A 20,725-nucleotide genomic window follows, 5' to 3' on the forward strand; every position below is an offset into this window, starting at 1 on the left:
TTACAGCAACAGCGGTACCAGGGAGCTGTTTTCCATGAGCGCCGAGACCACAGGTTCCCGAGGGTTCACCTACTGGCGGCTTCGTTACCGGGCCTGGCGGGGCAGCCGGCCGTTCTGGGCAGGGCTGTTCACCATCGCGGGCGGCGTGCCCATCATGTACTTCCCGTACGCCAACATGCACCTGGGCAACATCACGCTGGCCATGTCGACCACGGCCGGGGCGGGTTCGCTGATCATCGGCGTACTTCTGGTGACGCTGGGCGTGACGATGTGGTTCCACCACATTGTCCGGGTGTTCGCCGGTATCGCGTCCATCCTGCTGGCGCTGATCTCCCTGCCCGTCGCGAACTTCGGCGGCTTCGTCATCGGCTTCCTGTTTGCTCTGTTCGGCGGGGCGCTCGCAGTTGCGTGGGTGCCCGCAAAGCCCAAACGGCGTGATCTCCGCGGCAAGGCCGCCGAGCCCTCGGGCGATGAGCCGGACGCACTCCCGGAAGAGGGAAGCGTCCCCGGCCCGCGCGAGGAGGGGCACGGAACCGCCATCACCGAAACGACAGTCGACGCCAATGGCGGGAGGAACAGTGCGGGGTGACGAGACGCGGCTGGACTCGACCGGAGGCGGCGACTCCCGTGAGAGAGGCGGGCCGCGCCACGCGGCTCCGAGGAAGTCGCTGCTGACCAAGCTGCACATGCCCGCGGGGAAGGCGATGGCGCTGGCCGCCATGCCGACGGCCATGTTCGTCGGGATGAGCCTCACGCCCAAGTTGGCGATGGCGGACGACAAGACGGACATCCCGTTCGCGCCGGGCCCCTGTGTGACGCGCTCCGACCAGCCGAGCGAGTCGCCCAGCCCGTCGTCGAGCAAGTCGACCACGCCGACGCCGAGCCCGTCGTCTTCTGCTTCTCCCTCGTCCTCGGACAAGGCCAAGGAGCCGACCCCGACGACCATTCCGTCGGCGGACAAGGCGCAGCAGCAGTCCGGCTCCTCGGGGAAGACCTCCACGCAGGCGCCCACGACGAAGCCGTCCACGACGCCTCCGGCACCGGCACCCACCAAGTCCACGAACCCGCTGGACCCGTTGGGCCTGGGGGACGTACTGGGCGACATCCTGGGCGTGAACCCGAGCAAGTCGTCGACACCGGTGACCCCGAAGCCGTCCTCGACCGCGACGTCCACGCCGACGGCGAAGCCGACCACCAAGGCTCCGACACCGAAGACGACGCCGAGCAAGACGGCGACGAAGTCGGCCACGAAGCCCGTGGACAAGACGGCCGACGCGATCCGTGACGCGGCCAAGCAGGCGGGCCAGAAGGTCGAGGACCTGGCGGACAACGCGAAGGGCCTGGACGCCAAGAAGGACACCAACGTCCCCGACGGCGCCAAGCAGCCCTTCCCGTGCCCCACGGCGGACCCGAAGGCCCTGGCCAACGCCAAGCTGGCCGCGGACGTCCCGCTGCTGCCGGACCAGCCGTGGATCCTGAAGACTTCCAAGCTGACCCTCGGCGGCCTGAACTACGAGGGCATCGTTGAGGTCAAGACGGGCAGCGGCAAGGTCAAGAAGGTCCTGAAGTTCACGGCGAAGACGGTGGACATCGACAACCTGCACCAGCTGGTGTACGGCCCGGAGGTGAACGGCAAGCCGACCACCGCCCACGTCAAGGCGCGCGCGGGCTCGACGTCGGAGATCCGCAACGGCACGGTGACGATGTACACGGAGGAGCTGAAGGGCAACCTCTTCGGCCTCATCCCGATCACGTTCAGCCCGCAGACCCCGCCGCCCCTGAACATCCCGTACGTGTTCTTCACGAATGCGACGGTCCATCAGGCGGGCCAGTTCGGCGGCACGCTGACGGTCCCGGGTCTGCAGAACTACTACACGGACGGCAGCCCCGAGTAGCTGCACCGTCTCAAGATCCCTTCCGGGAGCCGCAGTTAGGCAGTGGGCCCACACCGATGGCCGGTGTGGGCCCACGGCTGTTTGATGGCCAGGGAGAAGTTCACAACTGGCTCAAAAGGCAGCCGACGAGGCGATTTCGGTCGGATCCCCTTACCAGGACCTCGATGCCTCGGCCGCCTTTGCCGTCCTCGTCGGCCAGAGTTCCAAGACGCTGGCCGAACAGCAGGCATCGGCAGCCGAGGCCAAGAGCAAGGAGGCTGCGAAGGCCGCTGCAGATGCCAAGGCTCTTGCGGAGAAGGCTGTTGGAGATGCCAAGATCGCAGCCCAGGCAGCAGCGACAGCAGCAGCCGATGCGGCTAGGGCAGTGGCGGCGGCAGCTGCCCGCGTATCGGCAGCGGAAGCCGATACGGCGGCCAAAGCCGCTAAGAAGGCCGATGACAAGGCCCAGAACTATGCCGTGCAGGCTGGCACCGACGCACTGTATGCGGGTATGGCCGCGAATGACGCGAGCAAGGCCGCAGTTCAGGCAGACCGTGACGCCACAGACGCCGAGAAGGACGCCGCCAGCGCCAACTCGGCTGCCACGGCCGCTGAGTCCGACGCGGCCAGTGCCCGCGACAGGGGTCGGTCTCCGAGATTTGGTTGTGGTTTTGGAGGCCGACGTCGGAATTTGGGGATGGCGCCGAACGTCGATGCGTCCGGCCGTGGGCTTCCGCGGTTCCCGGATGAGTGGGGCACGGTCGATGGCCGGGCGCGGGCCCGTTTACAGCTTCAACTATGCGGGGCTGCCCACGTCGACCAGGTCAATTCCGGTCGGACGTCATCCCTGTGCCAACTGTGGAGGTACCTGGGAACGACTGTCGCCCGTACCCCGTACCCTGTGGCGCGTTGTTGGTCCCGAAAGCTCTCGCTCGAAGGGGACAGCCAGGGCTGGCCCTCACCTGTGGCTGCGGTGTTCCGCCCGTATACCAGTGAGAAACGCGCCCCAACCCCCAGCCGCGAACAGCAGAGCCGGTCCGGTCGGCCGCTTCGAGTCGCGTACCGCGAAGCGGCCGTCGTCGAGTGTGGCGGCTTGGACGCAGTCGTTGCCCCCGCCGCTGTACGAGGAAGTGACCCATCGGGCCCGCAGGGTCTCGGCGTTGGGGACGTGCGTCGTCATGAGAGTTCCTTTGCCGCCTTCTTGAGCAGGGTCACGGAGGCGCGAGGTGAGGCCGCGATCGCTGTGAGTTGGTTGAAGGCCCACTGGTAGCGGCGTAGTTCGCGCTTGTCCTCGAAGTAGAGGCTACTCGTGAGGTTCTCCGTGAGCACCACGTCCGGATCGTCATCGCCGGCGAAGCCGAGGATGGTGAAGGGGCCGTTGAGGCCAGGGTGCGCGCCGGCGGCGTTCGGGAGTACTTGCAGAGTGACGTTGGGCTTGCGGGCGACCTCGACCAAGCGGTTCAGCTGTGCCTCCATGGTCTTCTGGCTGCCGATGCGCTGTTGGAGGACCGCCTCGCACAGGATGACCTTCAAGCCGACCGGTTCGTCCCGGGTGATCAACTCCTGGCGGAGCGTGCGGACCTCGACGAGGCGCTCCACCTGCTCCGGTCCCTCTGTGTCCCAGGCCTCCGTGATGACCGCGCGTGCGTAATCCGGAGTCTGAAGCAGGCCGGGAACCAGGATGGTCTGGAAGCTGTTCAGTCGGGCCGCGTCCGCTTCCAGGCCGATGAAGTCCGCGTACGCCGGTGGAATCACGCCTGTGTAGGACTGCCACCAGCCTTGGGTCTTGGCGCTGCGAGAGAGTTTGATCAGCGCGGCTCGGCGCTGTTCGTCCTGGAGTCCGTACAGGTCGAGCATCGCCTCCAGATCTAGGCGCTTTATGGGGGACTGGCCCAGTTCGATGCGGCTGATCTTCGAGATGTGGCAGTCGAGCCGCTCGGCCACCTGCTCGGCGGTCACCTTGCTCTCATCCCGCAGTCGTCGCAGTTCAGAACCCAGGCGCCGCTGTCGGACAGTCGGCTGGAGTGCGTACCGTGAGCGAGGCAAGGGAACCGTAAGCGCCCTCCGAGGTCGCCATGCCAGAGCAAACCCCCCACCGCGAAGAGGAGTTCACCCGACTCTTCACCTCCACGCGCAGAGGCGCTCACCTCGCCCGTGCCAGCGCTACCCAGCACCTGGCCACCTGGGGATACTCGACCGACGCAGCCACGCTCGTCGTAGCCGAACTCGCGGCCAACGCGGTCGCCCACGGCAGCGCCTCCAGCCAGGACTTCCTTCTCCATGTCGCGGTACATCCCGATCGCCCAGCCACCGTCCGGGGCGAGGTATCCGACGCTTGCGCCGACCAGCACCCGCAGCCGCATCCGTGCCTCCCGGACAACGATGCCGAGAGTGGCCGAGGCTTGGTGCTCGTCGAGGCTCTTGCCCTCGCGTGGGGCGTCGCCTCCCGTCCGTACGGCAAGACGGTCTGGGCCGTCGTCGCGCTCGGGTGGGGCTTCGATGTCGAGGATCGGTGAGACGGCTGGATCCTGTGGCAGCTTCCCGACGGCCGCTACCCTGGACGACCTGCGCCGCCGGCGCACCCGCAGCCGTCAAGACGGCTGAACAGGGCCTCGACCCGGCAGTCGGGACCGCCCCAAGACAGCAGCCGCCTGGCAGGCCACACTGGTCAGTGCCACGCGAGGAGGAGGAAGGAATGAGTGTTGCCAGCTTTACGCACCACAACGGGCCCTGGACCGTCGTCGACGTCCTGGCCCTGCCCGAAGACCGCAAAGTGCGCTACGAACTGGTCGGGGAGTCGCTCGTGATGTCTCCCGCCCCCGGGCTGCGCCACCAGAGGGCCAGCCGCCGGCTCGCGAACCTCCTGGAGGCTGCGGCTCACGCTTCCGGCGCACCGGTCGAGGTCCTCGAAGCCATCAACGTCACCCTGCCCAGCGGCCTCGTGGTCCCCGACATCGTCGTCGCCGACCAGGGCGCGACCATCGAGGACGCCGTCAGCATCGACGCGGAAGCGGTCCAGCTCGTCATCGAGCTGGTCTCACCCGGCAACAAGACCATGGACCGCAAACTCAAGCCGCTGCTGTACGCGGAGGCCGCGATCCCGCACTACTGGCGCCTGGAATTCGACCCGGCCCCCCGGCTGATCGTCAGCGAGCTCGATGCCGGCCGGTACACCGAGACCACCATCGCGCTCCCCGGGGTCGTCACCCGGATCGAGGCGCCGTTCCTCCTTGAGATCGACCCTGCCGGGCTCGCCCGGCAGTAGTGCCCGGCCCCCTAGACGCGCCTCCGCTTAACCGGCCGCCTCTTCAGCACCACATAAGCCACCCCCGCCGCGACCGCCGCTCCCGCGCCCAGCCCCGTCCAGCCCAGGACGCCCATCCCGGACGAGTCCGTGGTCGCCGCCGCCGTGCCCTTCGGCTGGGACGGGGTGGTCGGCTTCGGCGCGTCCAGCGTGCCCACCGGCTTTGCCTTGCCGACCGCCGCGAACCCCCAGTCCAGCAGCGCGCGCGTCTCCGTGTAGACCTTGTCGTGCTTGTTCTCCTGGGGGTTCATCACCGTCACCAGGATGGTGTGGCCGTCGCGGGTGGCGGCCTCCGCGAGGGTGTTGCCCGCGTGGGTCGTGTAGCCGTTCTTGCCGCCGATCAGGCCGGGGTACTTGGCCACGCCGCCGATGCCGGACAGCATGCGGTTGGTGTTGGAGATGCCGAACGGCTTGCCCTTGGTGTTCGGGCCGCCCGGGAACTTCGCGTCCGCCGTCGCGCAGTACTCCTTGAAGTCCTTGTTCTTCAGGCCCGAGCGGAGGAACAAGGACAAGTCGTACGCGGACGACACCTGGCCCTCCGCGTCGTAGCCGTCGGGGCTGCGGACGTGGGTGTCCTTCGCGCCCAGCGCGTCCGCCTTCGCCTGCATGTCCGTCACGGTCTTCGGTACGCCGCCGTTCATCGACGCCAGCACGTGCACCGCGTCGTTGCCCGAGCGCAGGAACACGCCCCGCCACAGGTCCGCGCCCAGATATGTCTGGCCCGGGACGATGCCCACCGCGCTGCTGCCGTCGCCCATGCCGGTGAGCTCCGCCGGCTCCACCTTGTGGCTCGCCGTGCCCGGCACCACGGGCAGCACCGTGTCCGCGAAGAGCATCTTCAGGGTGGAGGCGGGCGGCAGCGGCCAGTGGGCGTTGCTGGCGGCAAGGACCTGGCCGGTGTCCGCGTCCGCGACCATCCAGGCGAGGGCGGACAGGCCCGCGGGCAGCGCGGGGGCGCCCTCGCCGGTCTGCGGGCCCGGGAGGCCCAACCGCGCGCCGCCGAGCGTGGACATGGACGCCGGGGGCTGCTTGGGGGCTCCGGCGCGCGGTACCCCGGGGCTCGGCTTCCCGGGCGACGGCGTGCCCGGCTTCACTGGGTGGGCCGCCGCGGGGGCGACACCGGAGACCACCGCCGCCGCGGTGAGGGCCGCGATGGCCAGCGGGCGGCTGAACTGCACAGTTATCGGGGCACGCATGAACGCGAACGTACCCCACGGAATGTGTAGATCCTGTTGCGGGCACTCCGCGACTGGGCAACGGACTTCGGACGACGGTCCCCGGTTGCCCATACGCGAGGGCGGCACCTCGGAGGAATCCGTGGTGCCGCCCTTTACCCTCACGTACTGCTGAGGACGCGTCAGCCCTGCTGGCCGCCACCCAGGTGGTGCACCCGCACCATGTTCGTGGTGCCGGGGACGCCGGGGGGCGAGCCCGCCGTGATGACCATCGTGTCGCCCTCGTTGTACCGCTTGAGCTTCAGCAGCTCCGCGTCCACGAGGTCGACCATCGCGTCCGTGTTGTCCACGTGCGGGACGACGAAGGACTCGACGCCCCAGCTCAGCGCCAGCTGGTTGCGGGTGCCGGCGTCCGTGGTGAAGGCCAGGATCGGCTGGGCCGCGCGGTAGCGCGAGAGGCGGCGGGCCGTGTCACCCGACTTGGTGAACGCGACCAGCGCCTTGCCGTCCAGGAAGTCCGCGATCTCGCAGGCCGCGCGGGCCACCGAACCGCCCTGCGTACGCGGCTTCTTGCCCGGGACGAGCGGCTGGAGGCCCTTGGAGAGGAGCTCCTCCTCGGCGGCCTCGACGATGCGGGACATCGTCTTGACCGTCTCGATCGGATAGGCGCCGACCGAGGACTCGGCGGAGAGCATGACCGCGTCCGCGCCGTCCAGGATGGCGTTGGCCACGTCGGAGGCCTCGGCGCGGGTCGGGCGCGAGTTGGTGATCATCGATTCCATCATCTGGGTCGCCACGATCACCGGCTTGGCGTTGCGGCGGCACAGCTCGATGAGGCGCTTCTGCACCATCGGGACCCGCTCCAGCGGATACTCGACGGCGAGGTCGCCACGGGCCACCATCACACCGTCGAACGCCATGACGACGCCCTCCATGTGCTCGACGGCCTGCGGCTTCTCGACCTTGGCGATGACCGGCACGCGGCGGCCGACCTCGTCCATGACCTTGTGGACGTCCTTGACGTCGTCGGCGTCCCGGACGAAGGAGAGGGCGACCAGGTCGCAGCCCATCCGCAGGGCGAACCGCAGGTCCTCGATGTCCTTCTCGGACAGGGCCGGGACGTTCACCGCCGCGCCGGGCAGGTTGATGCCCTTGTGGTCGGAGATGACACCGCCCTCGATGACGATGGTCTTGACCTGGGGGCCCTCTACCGAGGTCACCTTGAGCTCGACGTTGCCGTCGTTGATCAGGATCGGGTCGCCCTTGGAGACGTCGCCCGGCAGCCCCTTGTAGGTGGTGCCGCAGATCGACTTGTCGCCCGGGACGTCCTCGGTGGTGATGACGAACTCGTCACCGCGCACCAGCTCGACGGGGCCCTCGGCGAAGGTCTCCAGGCGGATCTTCGGTCCCTGGAGGTCGGCGAGCACGCCCACCGCGCGACCGGTGTCCGCGGCGGCCTTGCGGACACGGTCGTACCGTTCCTGGTGCTCTGCCTGGGATCCGTGGCTGAAGTTGAAGCGGGCCACGTTCATACCGGCCTCGATCAGAGCAGTCAGCTGCTCGTAGGAGTCGACGGCGGGGCCCAGTGTGCAGACGATTTTGGAACGGCGCATGAGGCGATCCTATCGGTTTGTTTCGCTCCGGAATATTCCGTCTGGTGGAATGTACAAATGGGCGGAGGGGCGCTCAGGCGTGGCCCGGGAACCGGTCCTTTTCAGGCGCCCGCACCGCTCGCGCCGTCACCGGACCGGACCAGCGCGTACGTCTGCGTCGCGATCTCCAGCTCCTCGTCCGTGGGTACCACCGCCACGGCCACCCGCGCGTATTCCGGCGAGATCAGCCGCGGCGCGTCGGACCGTACGGCGTTGAGCTCGCCGTCGACCGCGAGCCCCAGCTCCTCCAGACCCGTCACGGCGGCCTCGCGCACCGGCGCCGCGTTCTCGCCCACCCCGGCGGTGAAGGCGACGGCGTCCACCTTGCCGAGCACCGCGTAGTAGGCGCCGATGTACTTCTTCAGCCGGTGGATGTAGATGTCGAAGGCGAGCGCCGCGCGCTGGTCGCCCTCGTCGATCCGGCGGCGGATCTCGCGCATGTCGTTGTCGCCGCAGAGCCCGACCAGACCGCTCTTCTTGTTGAGCAGGGTGTCGATCTCGTCCGTGGACATCCCGGCGACCCGCTCCAGGTGGAAGGTCACCGCCGGGTCGATGTCGCCCGAGCGGGTGCCCATGACCAGGCCTTCGAGCGGGGTGAGCCCCATCGAGGTGTCCACGCACGTCCCGCCCCGGACCGCCGACGCCGAGGCGCCGTTGCCCAGGTGCAGCACGATGACGTTGACCTCGGAGGGGTCCTTGCCGAGCAGCTTGGCGGTCTCGCGCGAGACGTACGCGTGCGAGGTGCCGTGGAAGCCGTAGCGGCGGATGCGGTGCGCGTCGGCGGTCTCCACGTCGATCGCGTACCGGGCCGCGTGCTCCGGCATCGTGGTGTGGAACGCGGTGTCGAAGACGGCCACCTGCGGCAGGTCCGGGCGCAGGGACTGCGCGGTGCGGATGCCGGTGATGTTCGCCGGGTTGTGCAGCGGGGCGACCGGGACGAGCCGCTCGATCTCCGCCATGACCTCCTCGGTGATGACGGTCGGCGCGCAGAACTTCAGCCCGCCGTGCACCACCCGGTGGCCGATCGCGGCGAGCTGCGGCGAGTCCAGGCCGAGCCCGTCCTTGGCGAGCTCCTCGGAGACCGCCTTCAGGGCGGCCCCGTGGTCCGCGATCGGGCCGGTCAGCTCGCGCTTGTCGCCGCCGGTCAGCGGGGTGTGCACCAGGCGGGAGGTCTCCTCGCCGATCCGCTCGACCAGGCCCACCGCGAGACGCGCTGAGTCCGCCATGTCGAGCAGCTGGTACTTCACCGACGACGAGCCGGAGTTGAGTACGAGGACGCGCGACGGAGTCGGGTCGGTGCTGGTCATGCGGAGGTCTCCTGCCCCTTTGCCTGCGCCTGGGCCTGGATGGCCGTGATGGCGACGGTGTTGACGATGTCCTGGACGAGGGCGCCGCGCGAGAGGTCGTTGACCGGCTTGCGCAGACCCTGGAGCACCGGGCCCACGGCCACGGCGCCGGCCGAGCGCTGCACGGCCTTGTAGGTGTTGTTGCCGGTGTTGAGGTCCGGGAAGATCAGGACGGTGGCCTGCCCGGCCACCTCCGAGCCCGGCAGCTTGGTCGCGGCCACCGACGGCTCCACGGCCGCGTCGTACTGGATCGGGCCCTCGATCCGCAGGTCGTCGCGTGCCTCGCGGACCAGCTTGGTGGCCTCGCGGACCTTGTCGACGTCGGCGCCCGAGCCGGAGGTGCCGGTCGAGTACGAGAGCATCGCGATCCGGGGGTCCACGCCGAACTGGGCGGCGGTGGCGGCCGCCTGGACCGCGATGTCGGCCAGCTGCTCGGCGTTCGGGTCCGGGTTGACCGCGCAGTCGCCGTACACGAGCACCTTGTCGGCGAGGCACATGAAGAAGACGGACGACACGATCGAGGCGTCCGGCTTGGTCTTGATGATCTCGAAGGCGGGGCGGATGGTGGCGGCGGTGGAGTGCACCGAGCCGGAGACCATGCCGTCGGCCAGGCCCTCCTGGACCATCAGGGTGCCGAAGTAGTTGACGTCCGCGACCACGTCGTACGCGAGCTCCACCGTCACGCCCTTGTGCGCGCGCAACTCGGCGTAGCGCTCGGCGAAGCGCTGGCGCAGCTCCGAGGTGTGCGGGTCGATGATCTCGCACTTGGTGACGTCGATGCCGAGGTCGGCGGCCTTCTTGCGGATGACCTCGACGTCGCCGAGCAGGGTGAGCTCGCAGACGTCGCGGCGCAGCAGGACGTCGGCGGCGCGCAGCACGCGCTCCTCGGCGCCCTCGGGGAGCACGACCCGGCGGCGGTTCGCCCGGGCCTGCTCGATGAGCTCGTGCTCGAACATCATCGGGGTGACGCGGCCGCTGCGGGCCACCGACATCCGGGCCAGCAGGTCGGCGGTGTCGGTGTGCCGCTCGAAGAGGCCGAGCGCGGTCTCCGCCTTGCGCGGCGTCGAGGCGCTCAGCTTGCCTTCGAGGGCGAAGAGTTCACCGGCCGTCGGGAAGGAGCCGCCGGTCACGGCGACCACCGGGGTGCCGGGCGCGAGCCGGTCGGCGAGCTTGAGGATGGCCTCGCCGGGCCGCTCGTCCAGGGTCAGCAGGATGCCCGCTATCGGGGGCGTCCCGGCGCTGTGCGCGGCCAGCGAGCCCACCACCAGGTCGGCGCGGTCGCCCGGGGTCACCACCAGGCAGCCCGGGGTCAGGGCGTTGAGGAAGTTCGGCAGCATCGCGCCGCCGAAGACGAAGGCGAGCGCGTCCCTGGCGAGCCCGGCGTCGTCGCCGAGCAGCACCGTTCCGCCGAGCGCCGAGGTGATCTGGGCGACGGTGGGCGCGGCGAGCGCGGGCTCGTCGGGCAGTACGTAGCAGGGCACCGGGAGACGGGCCTTGAGCCGCTCCGCGATGGCCTCGCGGTCCTGCGGGTTCACCCGGTTGACGACCATCGCGAGCACGTCGCAGCCCAGTGCCTCGTAGGCGCGGTGGGCGTTGCGCGCCTCGGCCCGCACCGACTCGGCCGGCTGGCCCTTGCCGCCGACCACCGGGATCACGGACGCGCCGAACTCGTTGGCCAGGCGCGCGTTGAGCGCCAGCTCGTCGGGGAGCTGGGTGTCGGCGAAGTCGGTGCCGAGGACCAGGACGACCTCGTAGTCGCGGGCGACCTTGTGGAAGCGCTCGACCAGCTGGGAGACCAGCTCGTCGGTGCCGCGCTCGGCCTGGAGCGCGGAGGCCTCGTGGTAGTCCATGCCGTACACGGTCGCGGCGTCCTGGGACAGCCGGTAGCGGGCGCGGAGCAGGTCGAAGAGGCGGTCCGGGCCGTCGTGCACGAGGGGACGGAAGACGCCCACCCGGTCCACTTGGCGGGTCAGGAGCTCCATGACTCCCAGCTCGACGACCTGTCGGCCGTCTCCCCGGTCGATCCCGGTCACGTACACGCTGCGCGTCACGCGTGCTCTCCCCTGTCTGTGTCGTCGTAGCTGGTGGGCGGCTCGGGTGGGGCCTGCGGGGGGCGGCTCCGGCGGGCGAAAAAAATCGCGACGGGGCAGCCTCGCCCTCTTGACAATACCTCTGTGGGTGGTTAGAGCGCCCGCCGGGCGGAGGTGTGGACGAAGGTCCCGGACCAAGGGACACGAAGGTCCCGGACCCAAGGGGCGAAAGGCCTCCGGCCGGAGCAGCGCGGCGGCGCTGGGAGGGCGGGGGCCGTGAGGTGCGTGTGACAATCGGGACGTCGGCCCGGTTCCTCGCGCCGGCGGGCACGGCACCACAGAGCAGGAGACTGAGTCACGATGCGCATCGGAGTCCTCACCGCGGGCGGCGACTGCCCCGGCCTGAACGCAGTGATCCGGTCGGTCGTGCACCGGGCCATGACCGGCCACGGCGACGAGGTCATCGGCTTCGAGGACGGGTTCAAGGGCCTGCTCGACGGCCACTTCCGCCCGCTCGACCTGGACTCGGTCAGCGGCATCCTCGCGCGCGGCGGCACCATCCTCGGCTCGGCCCGCCTGGAGCGCGCCCGGCTGCGCGAGGCCGCCGAGAACTGCGCGGAGCTGGCCCGCCGTTACGGCATCGACGCGCTCATCCCGATCGGCGGCGAGGGCACGCTGACGGCGGCCCGGATGCTCTCCGACGCCGGGATGCCGGTGGTCGGCGTGCCGAAGACCATCGACAACGACATCTCCGCGACCGACCGCACCTTCGGCTTCGACACGGCCGTCATGGTCGCCACCGAAGCCATCGACCGGCTGAAGACCACCGCCGAGTCGCACCAGCGCGTGATGGTCGTCGAGGTCATGGGGCGGCACGCGGGCTGGATCGCGCTGGAGTCCGGCATGGCGGGCGGCGCCCACGGCATCTGTCTGCCCGAGCGGCCCTTCGAGGTCGAGGACCTGGTCAAGATGGTCGAGGAGCGCTTCGCGCGCGGCAAGAAGTTCGCGGTGATCTGCGTCGCCGAGGGCGCGCACCCCGCCGAGGGCGCCATGCCGTACGAGAAGGGCGCGATCGACCAGTACGGTCACGAGCGGTTCGCCGGCATCGGCAACCGGCTGGCCATCGAGCTGGAGCGGCGGCTCGGCAAGGAGGCCCGCCCGGTCATCCTCGGCCACGTCCAGCGCGGCGGCGTGCCCACCGCGTACGACCGTGTCCTCGCCACCCGGTTCGGCTGGCACGCGGTGGAGGCGGTGCACCGGGGCGACTTCGGCAACATGACGGCGCTGCGGGGTACGGACGTGGTGATGGCGCCGCTGGCGTCGGCGGTCACCGAGCTGAAGACGGTCCCGGCGGACCGGATGTTCGAGGCGGAGTCGGTGTTCTGAGGGTTTCCCGGGGGCTGCGCCCCCGGACCCCCTGGCGGGGCTGCGCCCCTGCACCCCCTACACCTGCGCCAGCGCCCAGAAGTGATCCACGATCCGGTCCAGGAACTCGCGGCCCGCGTCGCCCGCCGTCGACTCGGTGGTGGAGCCGCTCGTCCCCCAGCTCATCGTCGACACCATCCGGCCCTGGTAGTCGGTGTGCAGCTGCTCCAGGACGTCCTGGAGGTGGTGGCGCGGGAGCGGCAGCAGTTTGGACGCCGGGCGGACGTACGCCTGCCAGCGCGTGGTGACCGCGCTGCGCAGCAGCTCCGCCAGGTCCTCGTGCTGCCCGGTCGCCGTGACGTACTCGCGCAGCGACAGGCCGAGCGCCTCGGCCAGCGCCTCGGACTGGCGCTCGTTGCCGCGCCACCGGCCCGCCTCCTCCATCCGGAGGTACGCCCCCGCGTCGAGTCCCACGCGCCGGGCCAGGTCCTCCGGGCTGAGCCCGCGCGCCATCCGGTGCTCGCGGAGTGTGGCGGCCGCGGCCATCAGATCGCCGGGCGAGCACCACAGCACTCCCGCCAGCGCGGTCAGCTCACGGGCGTCGGGCGTTTCGAAGCCCCGTTCCCAGGAGGAGACGGTCTCGGGGGAGACCCGCAGCCCGTACTGGGCGTACAGGCCGTAGGCGACATGGCCGGGCGCCATGCCCAGCGCCTCGCGCAGACGGCGCATGGCGGGGGCGTTGAACGGCGGGGTGGGGTGCACGCGCACACCGTAGATGCACAGGGTGACGGCTGACCACGGTGTGTTCACCCAAATCTGTCAGTCCGTAGGAAGGTACGGCTCCATTTATCGGGTGCATCACAAACCTCTCCTTACCCCTTGACCGCCCCGCCCAGCGCGAAACCGCCGCCGAGGCGCTGGGCGATGACCACGTAGAGCAGCAGTACCGGCGTCGAATAGAGGATGGAGAACGCCGCCAGCTCGCCGTAGACCACCGAGCCGTAGTTGCCGAAGAAGGTGAAGATCGAGACCGAGGCGGGCAGCCGGTCCGGCGAGAGCAGCAGCATGAAGGGGACGAAGAAGTTCCCCCACAGCATGATGAAGGTGTAGATCGTCACCACCGCCACGCCGGGACCCATCAGCGGCAGCACCACCCGCCACAGCGTCTGCGGCATCGACGCCCCGTCCGTCCACGCCGCCTCCTCCAGGACCCTGGGCACGCCGTCCATGAAGTTCTTCATCAGCCAGATGGCGAACGGGAGCTGTGCGGTGGCCAGGAACAGGGCCGTGCCGTACACCGTGTCGATCAGGTCGACCTGCACGAAGAGCCCGTACACCGGGACCATCACCGCGGTGATCGGCAGACACGTGGTGAAGAGGATGGTGAGCAAGTAGGGGCGGGTCAGGCGGGAGCGGTAGCGCGAGAGCGGATACGCGGCGAGCACCGCGCACACCACCGTCAGGACCGTCGCGCCGCCGCACAGCACCAGGCTGTTGAGCATCGGTGTGAAGGTGATCTCGTCGGTCCACACGGCGGAGAAGTTGTCCAGGGCGGGGTTGCCCGGCACCCGCACCCGCAGGTCCGCGTCCGTGTCGAGCGAGGAGAGCAGCAGCCACAGCAGCGGCAGCGCGAACGCGGCGGCGACCGCGAGCAGCGCGGCGTCGGCGGCCAGCCGCTCCCGGGTCCGGCGGCGCGGCCCGCGGCGGGGCACGGGGCGGGGCACGCGTCCGGGCACCGTGCGTCGGGGCACCCTCACACCTCCACCTTCATCAGCCGCAGATAGACGACCGAGAACAGCGCCCCCACCAGGAGCAGCAGCAGCGCCACCGCCGTCCCGTACCCGATCAGGCTCTTCAGGAACGCCTGGTCGTACATGAACACCGGGAGCGTCTGGCTGCGCCGGCCCGGGCCGCCCCGGGTCATCGCCCAGATCAGCCCGAACACGGAGAGCGTCTGGAGGGTGTTGAGCATCAGATTGGTGCCGATGGAGCGGCGGATCATCGGCAGCGTGATGTGCCACAGGCGGCGGAGGCCGCTCGCGCCGTCCACCTCTGCCGCCTCGGTGATCTCCTGCGGGATCTCGGCGAGCGCGGCCGAGTAGATCAGCATGGAGAAGGCGGTGCCGCGCCAGACGTTGGCGAAGGAGACGGCCAGGATGGGGAGGCTGAACAGCCAGTTCTGGGTGGGCAGATGGAGCCAGTGGAGGATGGCGTTGAGGGTGCCCTCGCGGCGGAAGAAGGCGTACAGCAGGAACGCTGCGACGATCTCCGGCAGCACCCAGGCCGCGATCACCAGCGTCCCGGTGAGCGTGCGCACCGGCCGCGAGGCGCGCCGCATCAGGGCGGCCAGGGCGAGGCCCAGGGTGTTCTGCCCGAGGATCGAGGAGAGGACGGTGAACACCACCGTCAGCCACACCGCGTTGCGGAAGCCGGGGTCGGCGAACGCCCGCCGGAAGTTGTCGAACCCGACGAAGCTGGTGCCGGACGAGCCGGTCAGCTGCATGTCGGTGAAGGCGATGTAGACGCAGTAGCCGATGGGTCCGGCGAGGAAGATCAGCAGGAGGAGGGTGGCGGGGGCGAGGGGGAGCCAGCGGGCCGGCCGGGCCCTCACCGGGTCACCGCCCCCTCGGCGATCGTCCGCAGCTGCCCGTCGTACGCCTTGGCCGCCTTCTCCGTCGACGAGTCGCCCGTGGTCACCGCCTCCATCGCCTCCCCGATCGCGGAGGAGACCTGCGGGTAGACCGGCAGCGCCGGGCGGTAGTGGGTGTACTTCACCAGGCCGGTGAAGAAGTCGATGCCCGGCATGGACTTCAGATACGCGGGGTCCTTCGCCACGTCGTCGCGCACCGCGATCTGCGCGTCCACCACGTCCCACTTCACCGCGTTGGCCGGGGTCTGCATCTGCTTGAGGAACTCCCAGGCCAGCTCCGGGTTCCCGGCCTTCTGCGGGATCGCCCAGGTCCAGCCGCCGGAGAGGGAGACCCGGCCGGGCGCCTGCCCGTTCTGGGTCGGCATCGCGGCCTGCCCGAGCACGGCCGGCCAGTCGGGCCACTCCTTCGCGCCCTTGGCTCCCCAGAACTGGCCCAGCCACGAGCCGTCCAGCGCGATCGCGAGCTTGCCCTCGGGCAGCCACTCGGTGGCGACGCGGGTGTTCACATTGGGGTCGAGCGCGTCGGAGACGTCCGGGCCGAGCTTCTCCCCGTACACCGTCCGTACGAAGTCCAGCGCGTCCTTGAAGCCCTGCGAGCCGGTGACCCACTTCTTGGCGGCCGGGTCGTACAGCGGGTTCTCGCCGGTTCCGTACAGCAGCATCTCGAAGCCCTGCATCACCGCCGCCTCGCCGACCGCCTTGCCGGTCAGGACGTTGAGCGGGATGACGCCGGGGACCTTCTTCTTGACCGTACGGGCCGCGTCGAGGATGTCCGCCCAGTTCCGGGGCTGCCAGTCGACGGGCAGGCCCGCCTTGGCGAAGAGCTGCTTGTTGAACCACAGGCCCCGGGTGTCGGTGCCGTCCGGGACGCCGTAGGTCCTGCCGTCCTCCGCCTTGGCGGCCGCCTTCGCCGTGGGGACGAAGCGGCTCCAGGCGTCCCACTTGGCCAACCGGTCGTCCAGTGGTCTCAAGTACCCGGCCTTGATGTCGGAGTTGATGCGGAAGGTGTCCTCGTAGACCAGGTCCGGCGCGGTCTTCGCCGAGCGCATCATCTGCTGGGCCTTGGTGGCGTAGTCGTTGTCCGGGGCCTGGATGGGGACGAGCTTGACCTTCTTGCCGGGGTGGTCCTTCTCGAACTGCTCCTTCACCGACTCCAGGAAGGCGTCCTTGAAGCGCACCTTGCTGTCGGTGGAGCGGTTGTAGGCGATCTTGACGGTGGCGGAGTCGCCGCCGGAGCCGCCGCAGGCGGCGAGCGAACCGGCGGCGAGCGCGGTGGCGAGGACCAGCGGGGCAACGGCGGTGGGGCGCACGGCACGACCTCCTCGGGCCACGAACGGCTGCCCGGTGAACGTAAAGCCGCCCCGGGGCATGGTCAATGGGGCCCGTCGGCCGCCGTGATTGCCTGACGGATCGTCAAGTCACTTGTCAGCGGCGGGAGTCGACCCAGCGGTACTGGAGCTCGGGGCGGCCGATCTGCCCGTACTGCGGGGTCCGCTCGGCGCGGCCCGTGGTGACCAGGTGCTCCAGATAGCGGCGTGCGGTGATGCGCGAGATGCCGACGGTCTCGGCGGCGGCCGACGCGGTGACGCCCGTCGGCGAGGACCGCAGGGTGCGGGTCACCGCCTGGAGCGTGGGCGCGCTGAGCCCCTTCGGCAGGGCCGTGGGCTGCGGGGCGCGCAGGGTGGACAGGGCCCGGTCGACCTCCTCCTGCCCGCTGGCCTCCCCGGCGGTCGCGCGGAACTCGGCGTACCGCACCAGCCGGTCGCGCAGGGTGGCGAAGGTGAAGGGCTTCAGGACGTACTGGACGACGCCGAGCGAGACGCCCTCGCGCACCATCGTCAGATCGCGGGCCGAGGTCACCGCGATGACGTCCGCGCCGTGCCCGGCGGCCCGCAGTGAGCGCACCAGCTGGAGGCCGTGCCCGTCCGGCAGATAGAGGTCGAGCAGCAGCAGGTCGACCTCGACGCGCTCAAGCACCCGCAGCGCCTCGGCCCGCGAGTGGGCGGCTCCGGCCACCGCGAAGCCGGGCACCCGGCCGACGTACAGCTGGTGCGCGTCGGCGGCGACCGGGTCGTCCTCGACGACCAGCACTCTGATGGGCCCGTCGGCGGACCCTCCGGCGGCCGTCATACCGCGACCGCCTCGCTGCGCAGCGGCAGCCGTACGGTGAACTCGGCGCCCCCGTAAGGCCCTTGCGCCAGCTCCACGCTTCCGCCGTGCCGCGCCACCGTCATCCGCACGAGCGCCAGGCCGATGCCGCGCCCCGGGCTCTTGGTCGACCAGCCGCGCTCGAAGACGGCGTCCACGGCGGCCGGGTCGACCCCGTGCCCGCTGTCCGCGACCCGCACCACCAGCTCCTGGCCCTCGGTGGTGAGGGTGACCGCGACCCGGGCGCCGACGCTGCCCTGCGCGGCGTCCACCGCGTTGTCCACCAGGTTGCCCAGGACCGTGACCAGGTCGCGGGGTGGCACGGTGGGCGGCAGCAGCCCGTCCTCGATGGCGCTGCCCTCGGTCAGTGTCAGCTCGACGCCGTGCTCGTGGGCCTGGGCGGCCTTGCCGAGCAGCAGCGCGGCGAGCACCGGCTCGCCGACGGCGGTGACGACCTGGTCGGTGAGGGCCTGGGCGAGCTCCAGCTCGGCGGTCGCGAACTCCACGGCCTCCTCGACCCGGCCCAGTTCGATCAGCGAGACCACCGCGTGCAGCCGGTTCGCCGCCTCGTGCGCCTGCGCCCGCAGCGCCTGGGTGAACCCGCGCTCGGAGTCCAGCTCGCCCGCCAGCGACTGGAGTTCGGTGTGGTCGCGCAGGGTCACCACGGTGCCCCGGCGGCCGCCGCTGGAGACCGGGCGGGTGTTGACCACCACGATCCGGTCGGCCGTCATATGGACCTCGTCCGCCCTCGGCTCGCTCGCGAGCAGCGCCCCCGCGAGCGGCGCGGGCAGGCCGAGCCCGGCCACCGACCGGCCCACCGCGTCCTCGCCGAGCCCGAGCAGCTCCCGGCCGCCGTCGTTGATCAGCGCGATGCGGCGCTGCCCGTCCAGCATCAGCAGCCCCTCGCGCACCGCGTGCAGCGCGGCCTGGTGGTAGTCGTGCATCCGGCTGAGCTCGGCCGCGTTCATCCCGTGGGTGTGCCGCCGCAGCCGTGCGTTGATCACGTATGTGCCGAGCCCGCCGAACGCCAGCACCCCGGAGGCGACCGCGAGCAGCGCCGCCACCTGCTTGCGCACCTGCTCGCTGATCTTGTCGATGGTGATGCCCGCGCTGACCAGGGCGGTGATCCGGCCGTGGTCGCGCACCGGCGAGACGACCCGCACGGACGGTCCGAGCACGCCCATGTGCGTCTCGCTGAACGTCTCGCCGCGCAGCGCGGGCCGGATGTCGCCGAGGTACTTGCGGCCGATCTCGCCGGGCACCGGATGCGTCCAGCGGGTCCCGTCCGGCGCGAGGATCACCACGAAGTCGACGCCGGAGGTGTGCCGCAGGGTCTCCGCGTACGGCTGGAGGACCGCCGTCGGATCCGCGGAGCGCACCGCCTCCACCACCGCGGGCGAGGTGGCGACGGCGGTCGCGATCGCGGTGGTCTGGCGCCGGGCGGTCTCCTCGGCCTGGGCCCGGTCCTGGACGTACGAGTAGAGCGCGCAGCCCGCAACGATCGCCGCGACCAGCACCACCTGCATGGCGAAGAGCTGGCCCGCGAGGCTGCGGGGACGGGGTATGCGCATGCCGGACAGTGTGCACCCGCGCAGGTCACCGTTCGGACAAGCGGCGTGAACGAAATGCACGCAAGGGTGACCGGCGTCACAGCCTGATGGATAGTCGCGGAGATCCATCGAGCCATCGGGACACAGACGCACGTGCGCGGGACGCGTACGGAATCAGTAGGAGGCACCCCGTGACCGCAGCAGCCGCCCGGCGGGACCGTACGCACTATCTCTATCTCGCCGTGATCGCCGCGGTGCTCATCGGCATCACCGTCGGCTTCGCCGCCCCCGGGGTGGCCGTCGAGCTCAAGCCCATCGGCACCGGCTTCGTGAACCTGATCAAGATGATGATCTCGCCGATCATCTTCTGCACGATCGTGCTCGGCGTCGGATCGGTCCGCAAGGCCGCCAAGGTCGGCGCGGTCGGCGGCCTCGCGCTCGGCTACTTCATGGTGATGTCGACCGTGGCGCTCGCCATCGGCCTGGTCGTCGGCAACATCCTGGAGCCCGGCTCCGGCCTGCACCTCACCGAGGCGGCCCGGCACGCGGGCGCCAAGCAGGCGGCGGGGGCCAGCGAGTCCACCGCCGACTTCCTGCTCGGGATCATCCCCAAGACGATGGTCTCCGCCTTCACCGAGGGCCAGGTCCTGCAGACCCTGCTGATCGCCCTGCTCGTCGGCTTCGCGCTCCAGGCCATGGGCTCCGCCGGTGAGCCCGTGCTGCGCGGCATCGGCCACATCCAGAAGCTGGTCTTCCGGATCCTGTCGATGGTGATGTGGGCGGCGCCGGTGGGCGCGTTCGGCGCCATCGCGGCGGTGGTCGGCGAGACCGGTACGGACGCGCTGAAGTCACTGGCCGTCATCATGATCGGCTTCTACATCACCTGTGCGCTCTTCGTCTTCGTGGTCCTCGGTACGCTGCTGCGCCTGCTGGCCGGGGTGAACATCTTCCGGCTGCTGAAGTACCTGGGCCGCGAGTTCCTGCTGATCCTCTCCACCTCGTCCTCCGAGACGGCGCTGCCGCGGCTGATCGCCAAGATGGAGCACCTGGGCGTGAGCCGGTCGGTGGCGGGCATCACCGTGCCCACGGGCTACTCGTTCAACCTGGACGGCACCGCGATCTACCTCACGATGTCCTCGCTCTTCATCGCCAACGCGATGGGCAGCCCGCTCAGCGCAGGCCAGCAGGTCTCGCTGCTCCTGTTCATGATCGTCGCCTCCAAGGGGGCGGCCGGAGTGACCGGCGCGGGCCTGGCGACCCTGGCCGGCGGCCTCCAGTCGCACCGCCCCGAACTCGTCGACGGCGTCGGCCTGATCGTCGGCATCGACCGCTTCATGAGCGAGGCGCGGGCGCTGACCAACTTCGCGGGCAACGCCGTCGCCACGATCCTGGTGGGCACCTGGACCAAGGAGATCGACATGGCGCGGGTCGAGGAGGTCCTGGCGGGGCGGGTCCCGTTCGACGAGGTGACGTTCGCGGCGAGCGACGCGCACGGACCGGCCGACCCGGCGCCCGCGCCGCAGAAGCAGGAGGTCACGCTCGCCAAGGGCGCCCCCACCTCGGAAGTCCCCGAGGCGCGGGAACCCGCCACCCCCTGAACGCCGTCCGGACAGGTGTCCACTACCGTGCGG

Annotated in this window: 18 protein-coding genes; 6 read left to right on the top strand and 12 right to left on the bottom strand. The window is 70.3% G+C overall.

What is annotated here, in order from left to right:
* The first annotated feature begins 34 nt into the window (after positions 1-34).
* Positions 35-589 carry a DUF6114 domain-containing protein gene (locus tag OG965_RS27970; RefSeq protein ID WP_371654811.1) on the top strand — a complete coding sequence of 185 codons (555 nt, stop codon included), beginning with the start codon at positions 35-37 and terminating at the stop codon, positions 587-589.
* Entirely contained in the window at positions 579-1,895 is a 1,317-nt protein-coding gene (locus tag OG965_RS27975; protein ID WP_371657082.1) for a hypothetical protein, read from the top strand. Before OG965_RS27970 ends, OG965_RS27975 begins: the two co-directional genes overlap by 11 nt.
* A gap of 937 nt (positions 1,896-2,832) precedes the next feature.
* Here OG965_RS27975 and OG965_RS27980 read toward each other — a convergent pair.
* Together OG965_RS27980 and OG965_RS27985 are read right to left on the bottom strand one after the other, a co-directional pair.
* Entirely contained in the window at positions 2,833-3,054 is a 222-nt protein-coding gene (locus tag OG965_RS27980; protein WP_371654812.1) for a DUF397 domain-containing protein, read from the bottom strand.
* Positions 3,051-3,920 (bottom strand): helix-turn-helix domain-containing protein, encoded by an 870-nt coding sequence (locus tag OG965_RS27985; protein WP_371654813.1) that lies wholly within the window; start codon positions 3,918-3,920, stop codon positions 3,051-3,053. The genes OG965_RS27980 and OG965_RS27985 overlap by 4 nt, the downstream gene beginning before the upstream one ends.
* Before the next feature lie 29 nt (positions 3,921-3,949).
* On the opposite strand from OG965_RS27985, the gene OG965_RS27990 reads away from it, so the two are divergent.
* Positions 3,950-4,390 carry an ATP-binding protein gene (locus tag OG965_RS27990; RefSeq protein ID WP_371654814.1) on the top strand — a complete coding sequence of 147 codons (441 nt, stop codon included), beginning with the start codon at positions 3,950-3,952 and terminating at the stop codon, positions 4,388-4,390.
* 179 nt (positions 4,391-4,569) lie between these two features.
* Entirely contained in the window at positions 4,570-5,139 is a 570-nt protein-coding gene (locus OG965_RS27995; RefSeq protein ID WP_371654815.1) for a Uma2 family endonuclease, read from the top strand.
* Positions 5,140-5,150: 11 nt separating this feature from the next.
* On the opposite strand, the gene OG965_RS28000 is transcribed toward OG965_RS27995, so the two are convergent.
* The 4 genes from OG965_RS28000 to pta all read right to left on the bottom strand — a co-directional run bounded on the left by OG965_RS28000 (position 5,151) and on the right by pta (position 11,402).
* On the bottom strand, positions 5,151-6,374 hold the full coding sequence (locus OG965_RS28000; RefSeq protein WP_371654816.1) for a D-alanyl-D-alanine carboxypeptidase family protein: 1,224 nt from the start codon (positions 6,372-6,374) through the stop codon (positions 5,151-5,153).
* A 161-nt stretch (positions 6,375-6,535) separates the two neighbouring features.
* Positions 6,536-7,966, bottom strand: a complete 1,431-nt coding sequence (pyk, locus tag OG965_RS28005; protein ID WP_371654817.1) for a pyruvate kinase — start codon at positions 7,964-7,966, stop codon at positions 6,536-6,538.
* A 101-nt stretch (positions 7,967-8,067) separates the two neighbouring features.
* The gene (locus OG965_RS28010) at positions 8,068-9,312 is read right to left on the bottom strand and encodes an acetate kinase (RefSeq protein ID WP_371654818.1); all 1,245 of its coding nucleotides are present in this window, start codon (positions 9,310-9,312) and stop codon (positions 8,068-8,070) included.
* Positions 9,309-11,402, bottom strand: coding sequence for a phosphate acetyltransferase (gene pta / locus OG965_RS28015; protein WP_371654819.1), 2,094 nt, complete (start codon positions 11,400-11,402; stop codon positions 9,309-9,311). Before pta ends, OG965_RS28010 begins: the two co-directional genes overlap by 4 nt.
* 339 nt (positions 11,403-11,741) lie before the next feature.
* On the opposite strand from pta, the gene OG965_RS28020 reads away from it, so the two are divergent.
* Positions 11,742-12,767 (top strand): ATP-dependent 6-phosphofructokinase, encoded by a 1,026-nt coding sequence (locus tag OG965_RS28020; protein ID WP_371654820.1) that lies wholly within the window; start codon positions 11,742-11,744, stop codon positions 12,765-12,767.
* Between the two features lie 57 nt (positions 12,768-12,824).
* On the opposite strand, the gene OG965_RS28025 is transcribed toward OG965_RS28020, so the two are convergent.
* The 6 genes from OG965_RS28025 to OG965_RS28050 all read right to left on the bottom strand — a co-directional run bounded on the left by OG965_RS28025 (position 12,825) and on the right by OG965_RS28050 (position 19,115).
* A complete protein-coding gene (locus OG965_RS28025) occupies positions 12,825-13,475 on the bottom strand; it encodes a helix-turn-helix domain-containing protein (RefSeq protein WP_371657083.1) in 651 nt (216 codons plus the stop codon).
* Between the two features lie 143 nt (positions 13,476-13,618).
* The gene (locus OG965_RS28030) at positions 13,619-14,497 is read right to left on the bottom strand and encodes a carbohydrate ABC transporter permease (protein ID WP_371654821.1); all 879 of its coding nucleotides are present in this window, start codon (positions 14,495-14,497) and stop codon (positions 13,619-13,621) included.
* 2 nt (positions 14,498-14,499) lie between these two features.
* Positions 14,500-15,357: a carbohydrate ABC transporter permease gene (locus OG965_RS28035; RefSeq protein ID WP_371654822.1), complete on the bottom strand. Its 858-nt coding sequence runs from the start codon at positions 15,355-15,357 to the stop codon at positions 14,500-14,502.
* Entirely contained in the window at positions 15,354-16,706 is a 1,353-nt protein-coding gene (locus tag OG965_RS28040) for an extracellular solute-binding protein (protein WP_371654823.1), read from the bottom strand. Before OG965_RS28040 ends, OG965_RS28035 begins: the two co-directional genes overlap by 4 nt.
* A 115-nt stretch (positions 16,707-16,821) precedes the next feature.
* Positions 16,822-17,526, bottom strand: a complete 705-nt coding sequence (locus tag OG965_RS28045) for a response regulator (protein WP_371654824.1) — start codon at positions 17,524-17,526, stop codon at positions 16,822-16,824.
* A complete protein-coding gene (locus OG965_RS28050; RefSeq protein WP_371654825.1) occupies positions 17,523-19,115 on the bottom strand; it encodes an ATP-binding protein in 1,593 nt (530 codons plus the stop codon). Before OG965_RS28050 ends, OG965_RS28045 begins: the two co-directional genes overlap by 4 nt.
* 170 nt (positions 19,116-19,285) lie before the next feature.
* Here OG965_RS28050 and OG965_RS28055 point away from each other — a divergent pair, with 170 nt between their 5' ends.
* Complete coding sequence (locus OG965_RS28055) at positions 19,286-20,692, top strand: cation:dicarboxylate symporter family transporter (protein ID WP_371654826.1); 1,407 nt, start codon at positions 19,286-19,288, stop codon at positions 20,690-20,692.
* The last annotated feature ends 33 nt before the right edge of the window (positions 20,693-20,725 follow it).

Source organism: Streptomyces sp. NBC_00224 (assembly GCF_041435195.1).
Lineage (GTDB): Bacteria > Actinomycetota > Actinomycetes > Streptomycetales > Streptomycetaceae > Streptomyces.

What these genes read in the sequence shown, in the direction of transcription:
- OG965_RS27970 (WP_371654811.1), top strand. Translation starts at nt 35, where the DNA reads ATGAGCGCCGAGACCACAGGTTCCCGAGGGTTCACCTACTGGCGGCTT.
- OG965_RS27980 (WP_371654812.1), bottom strand. Translation starts at nt 3,054, where the DNA reads ATGACGACGCACGTCCCCAACGCCGAGACCCTGCGGGCCCGATGGGTC.
- OG965_RS27990 (WP_371654814.1), top strand. Translation starts at nt 3,950, where the DNA reads ATGCCAGAGCAAACCCCCCACCGCGAAGAGGAGTTCACCCGACTCTTC.
- OG965_RS27995 (WP_371654815.1), top strand. Translation starts at nt 4,570, where the DNA reads ATGAGTGTTGCCAGCTTTACGCACCACAACGGGCCCTGGACCGTCGTC.
- OG965_RS28000 (WP_371654816.1), bottom strand. Translation starts at nt 6,374, where the DNA reads ATGCGTGCCCCGATAACTGTGCAGTTCAGCCGCCCGCTGGCCATCGCG.
- pyk (WP_371654817.1), bottom strand. Translation starts at nt 7,966, where the DNA reads ATGCGCCGTTCCAAAATCGTCTGCACACTGGGCCCCGCCGTCGACTCC.
- OG965_RS28010 (WP_371654818.1), bottom strand. Translation starts at nt 9,312, where the DNA reads ATGACCAGCACCGACCCGACTCCGTCGCGCGTCCTCGTACTCAACTCC.
- OG965_RS28020 (WP_371654820.1), top strand. Translation starts at nt 11,742, where the DNA reads ATGCGCATCGGAGTCCTCACCGCGGGCGGCGACTGCCCCGGCCTGAAC.
- OG965_RS28025 (WP_371657083.1), bottom strand. Translation starts at nt 13,475, where the DNA reads ATGCGCCGTCTGCGCGAGGCGCTGGGCATGGCGCCCGGCCATGTCGCC.
- OG965_RS28045 (WP_371654824.1), bottom strand. Translation starts at nt 17,526, where the DNA reads ATGACGGCCGCCGGAGGGTCCGCCGACGGGCCCATCAGAGTGCTGGTC.
- OG965_RS28050 (WP_371654825.1), bottom strand. Translation starts at nt 19,115, where the DNA reads ATGCGCATACCCCGTCCCCGCAGCCTCGCGGGCCAGCTCTTCGCCATG.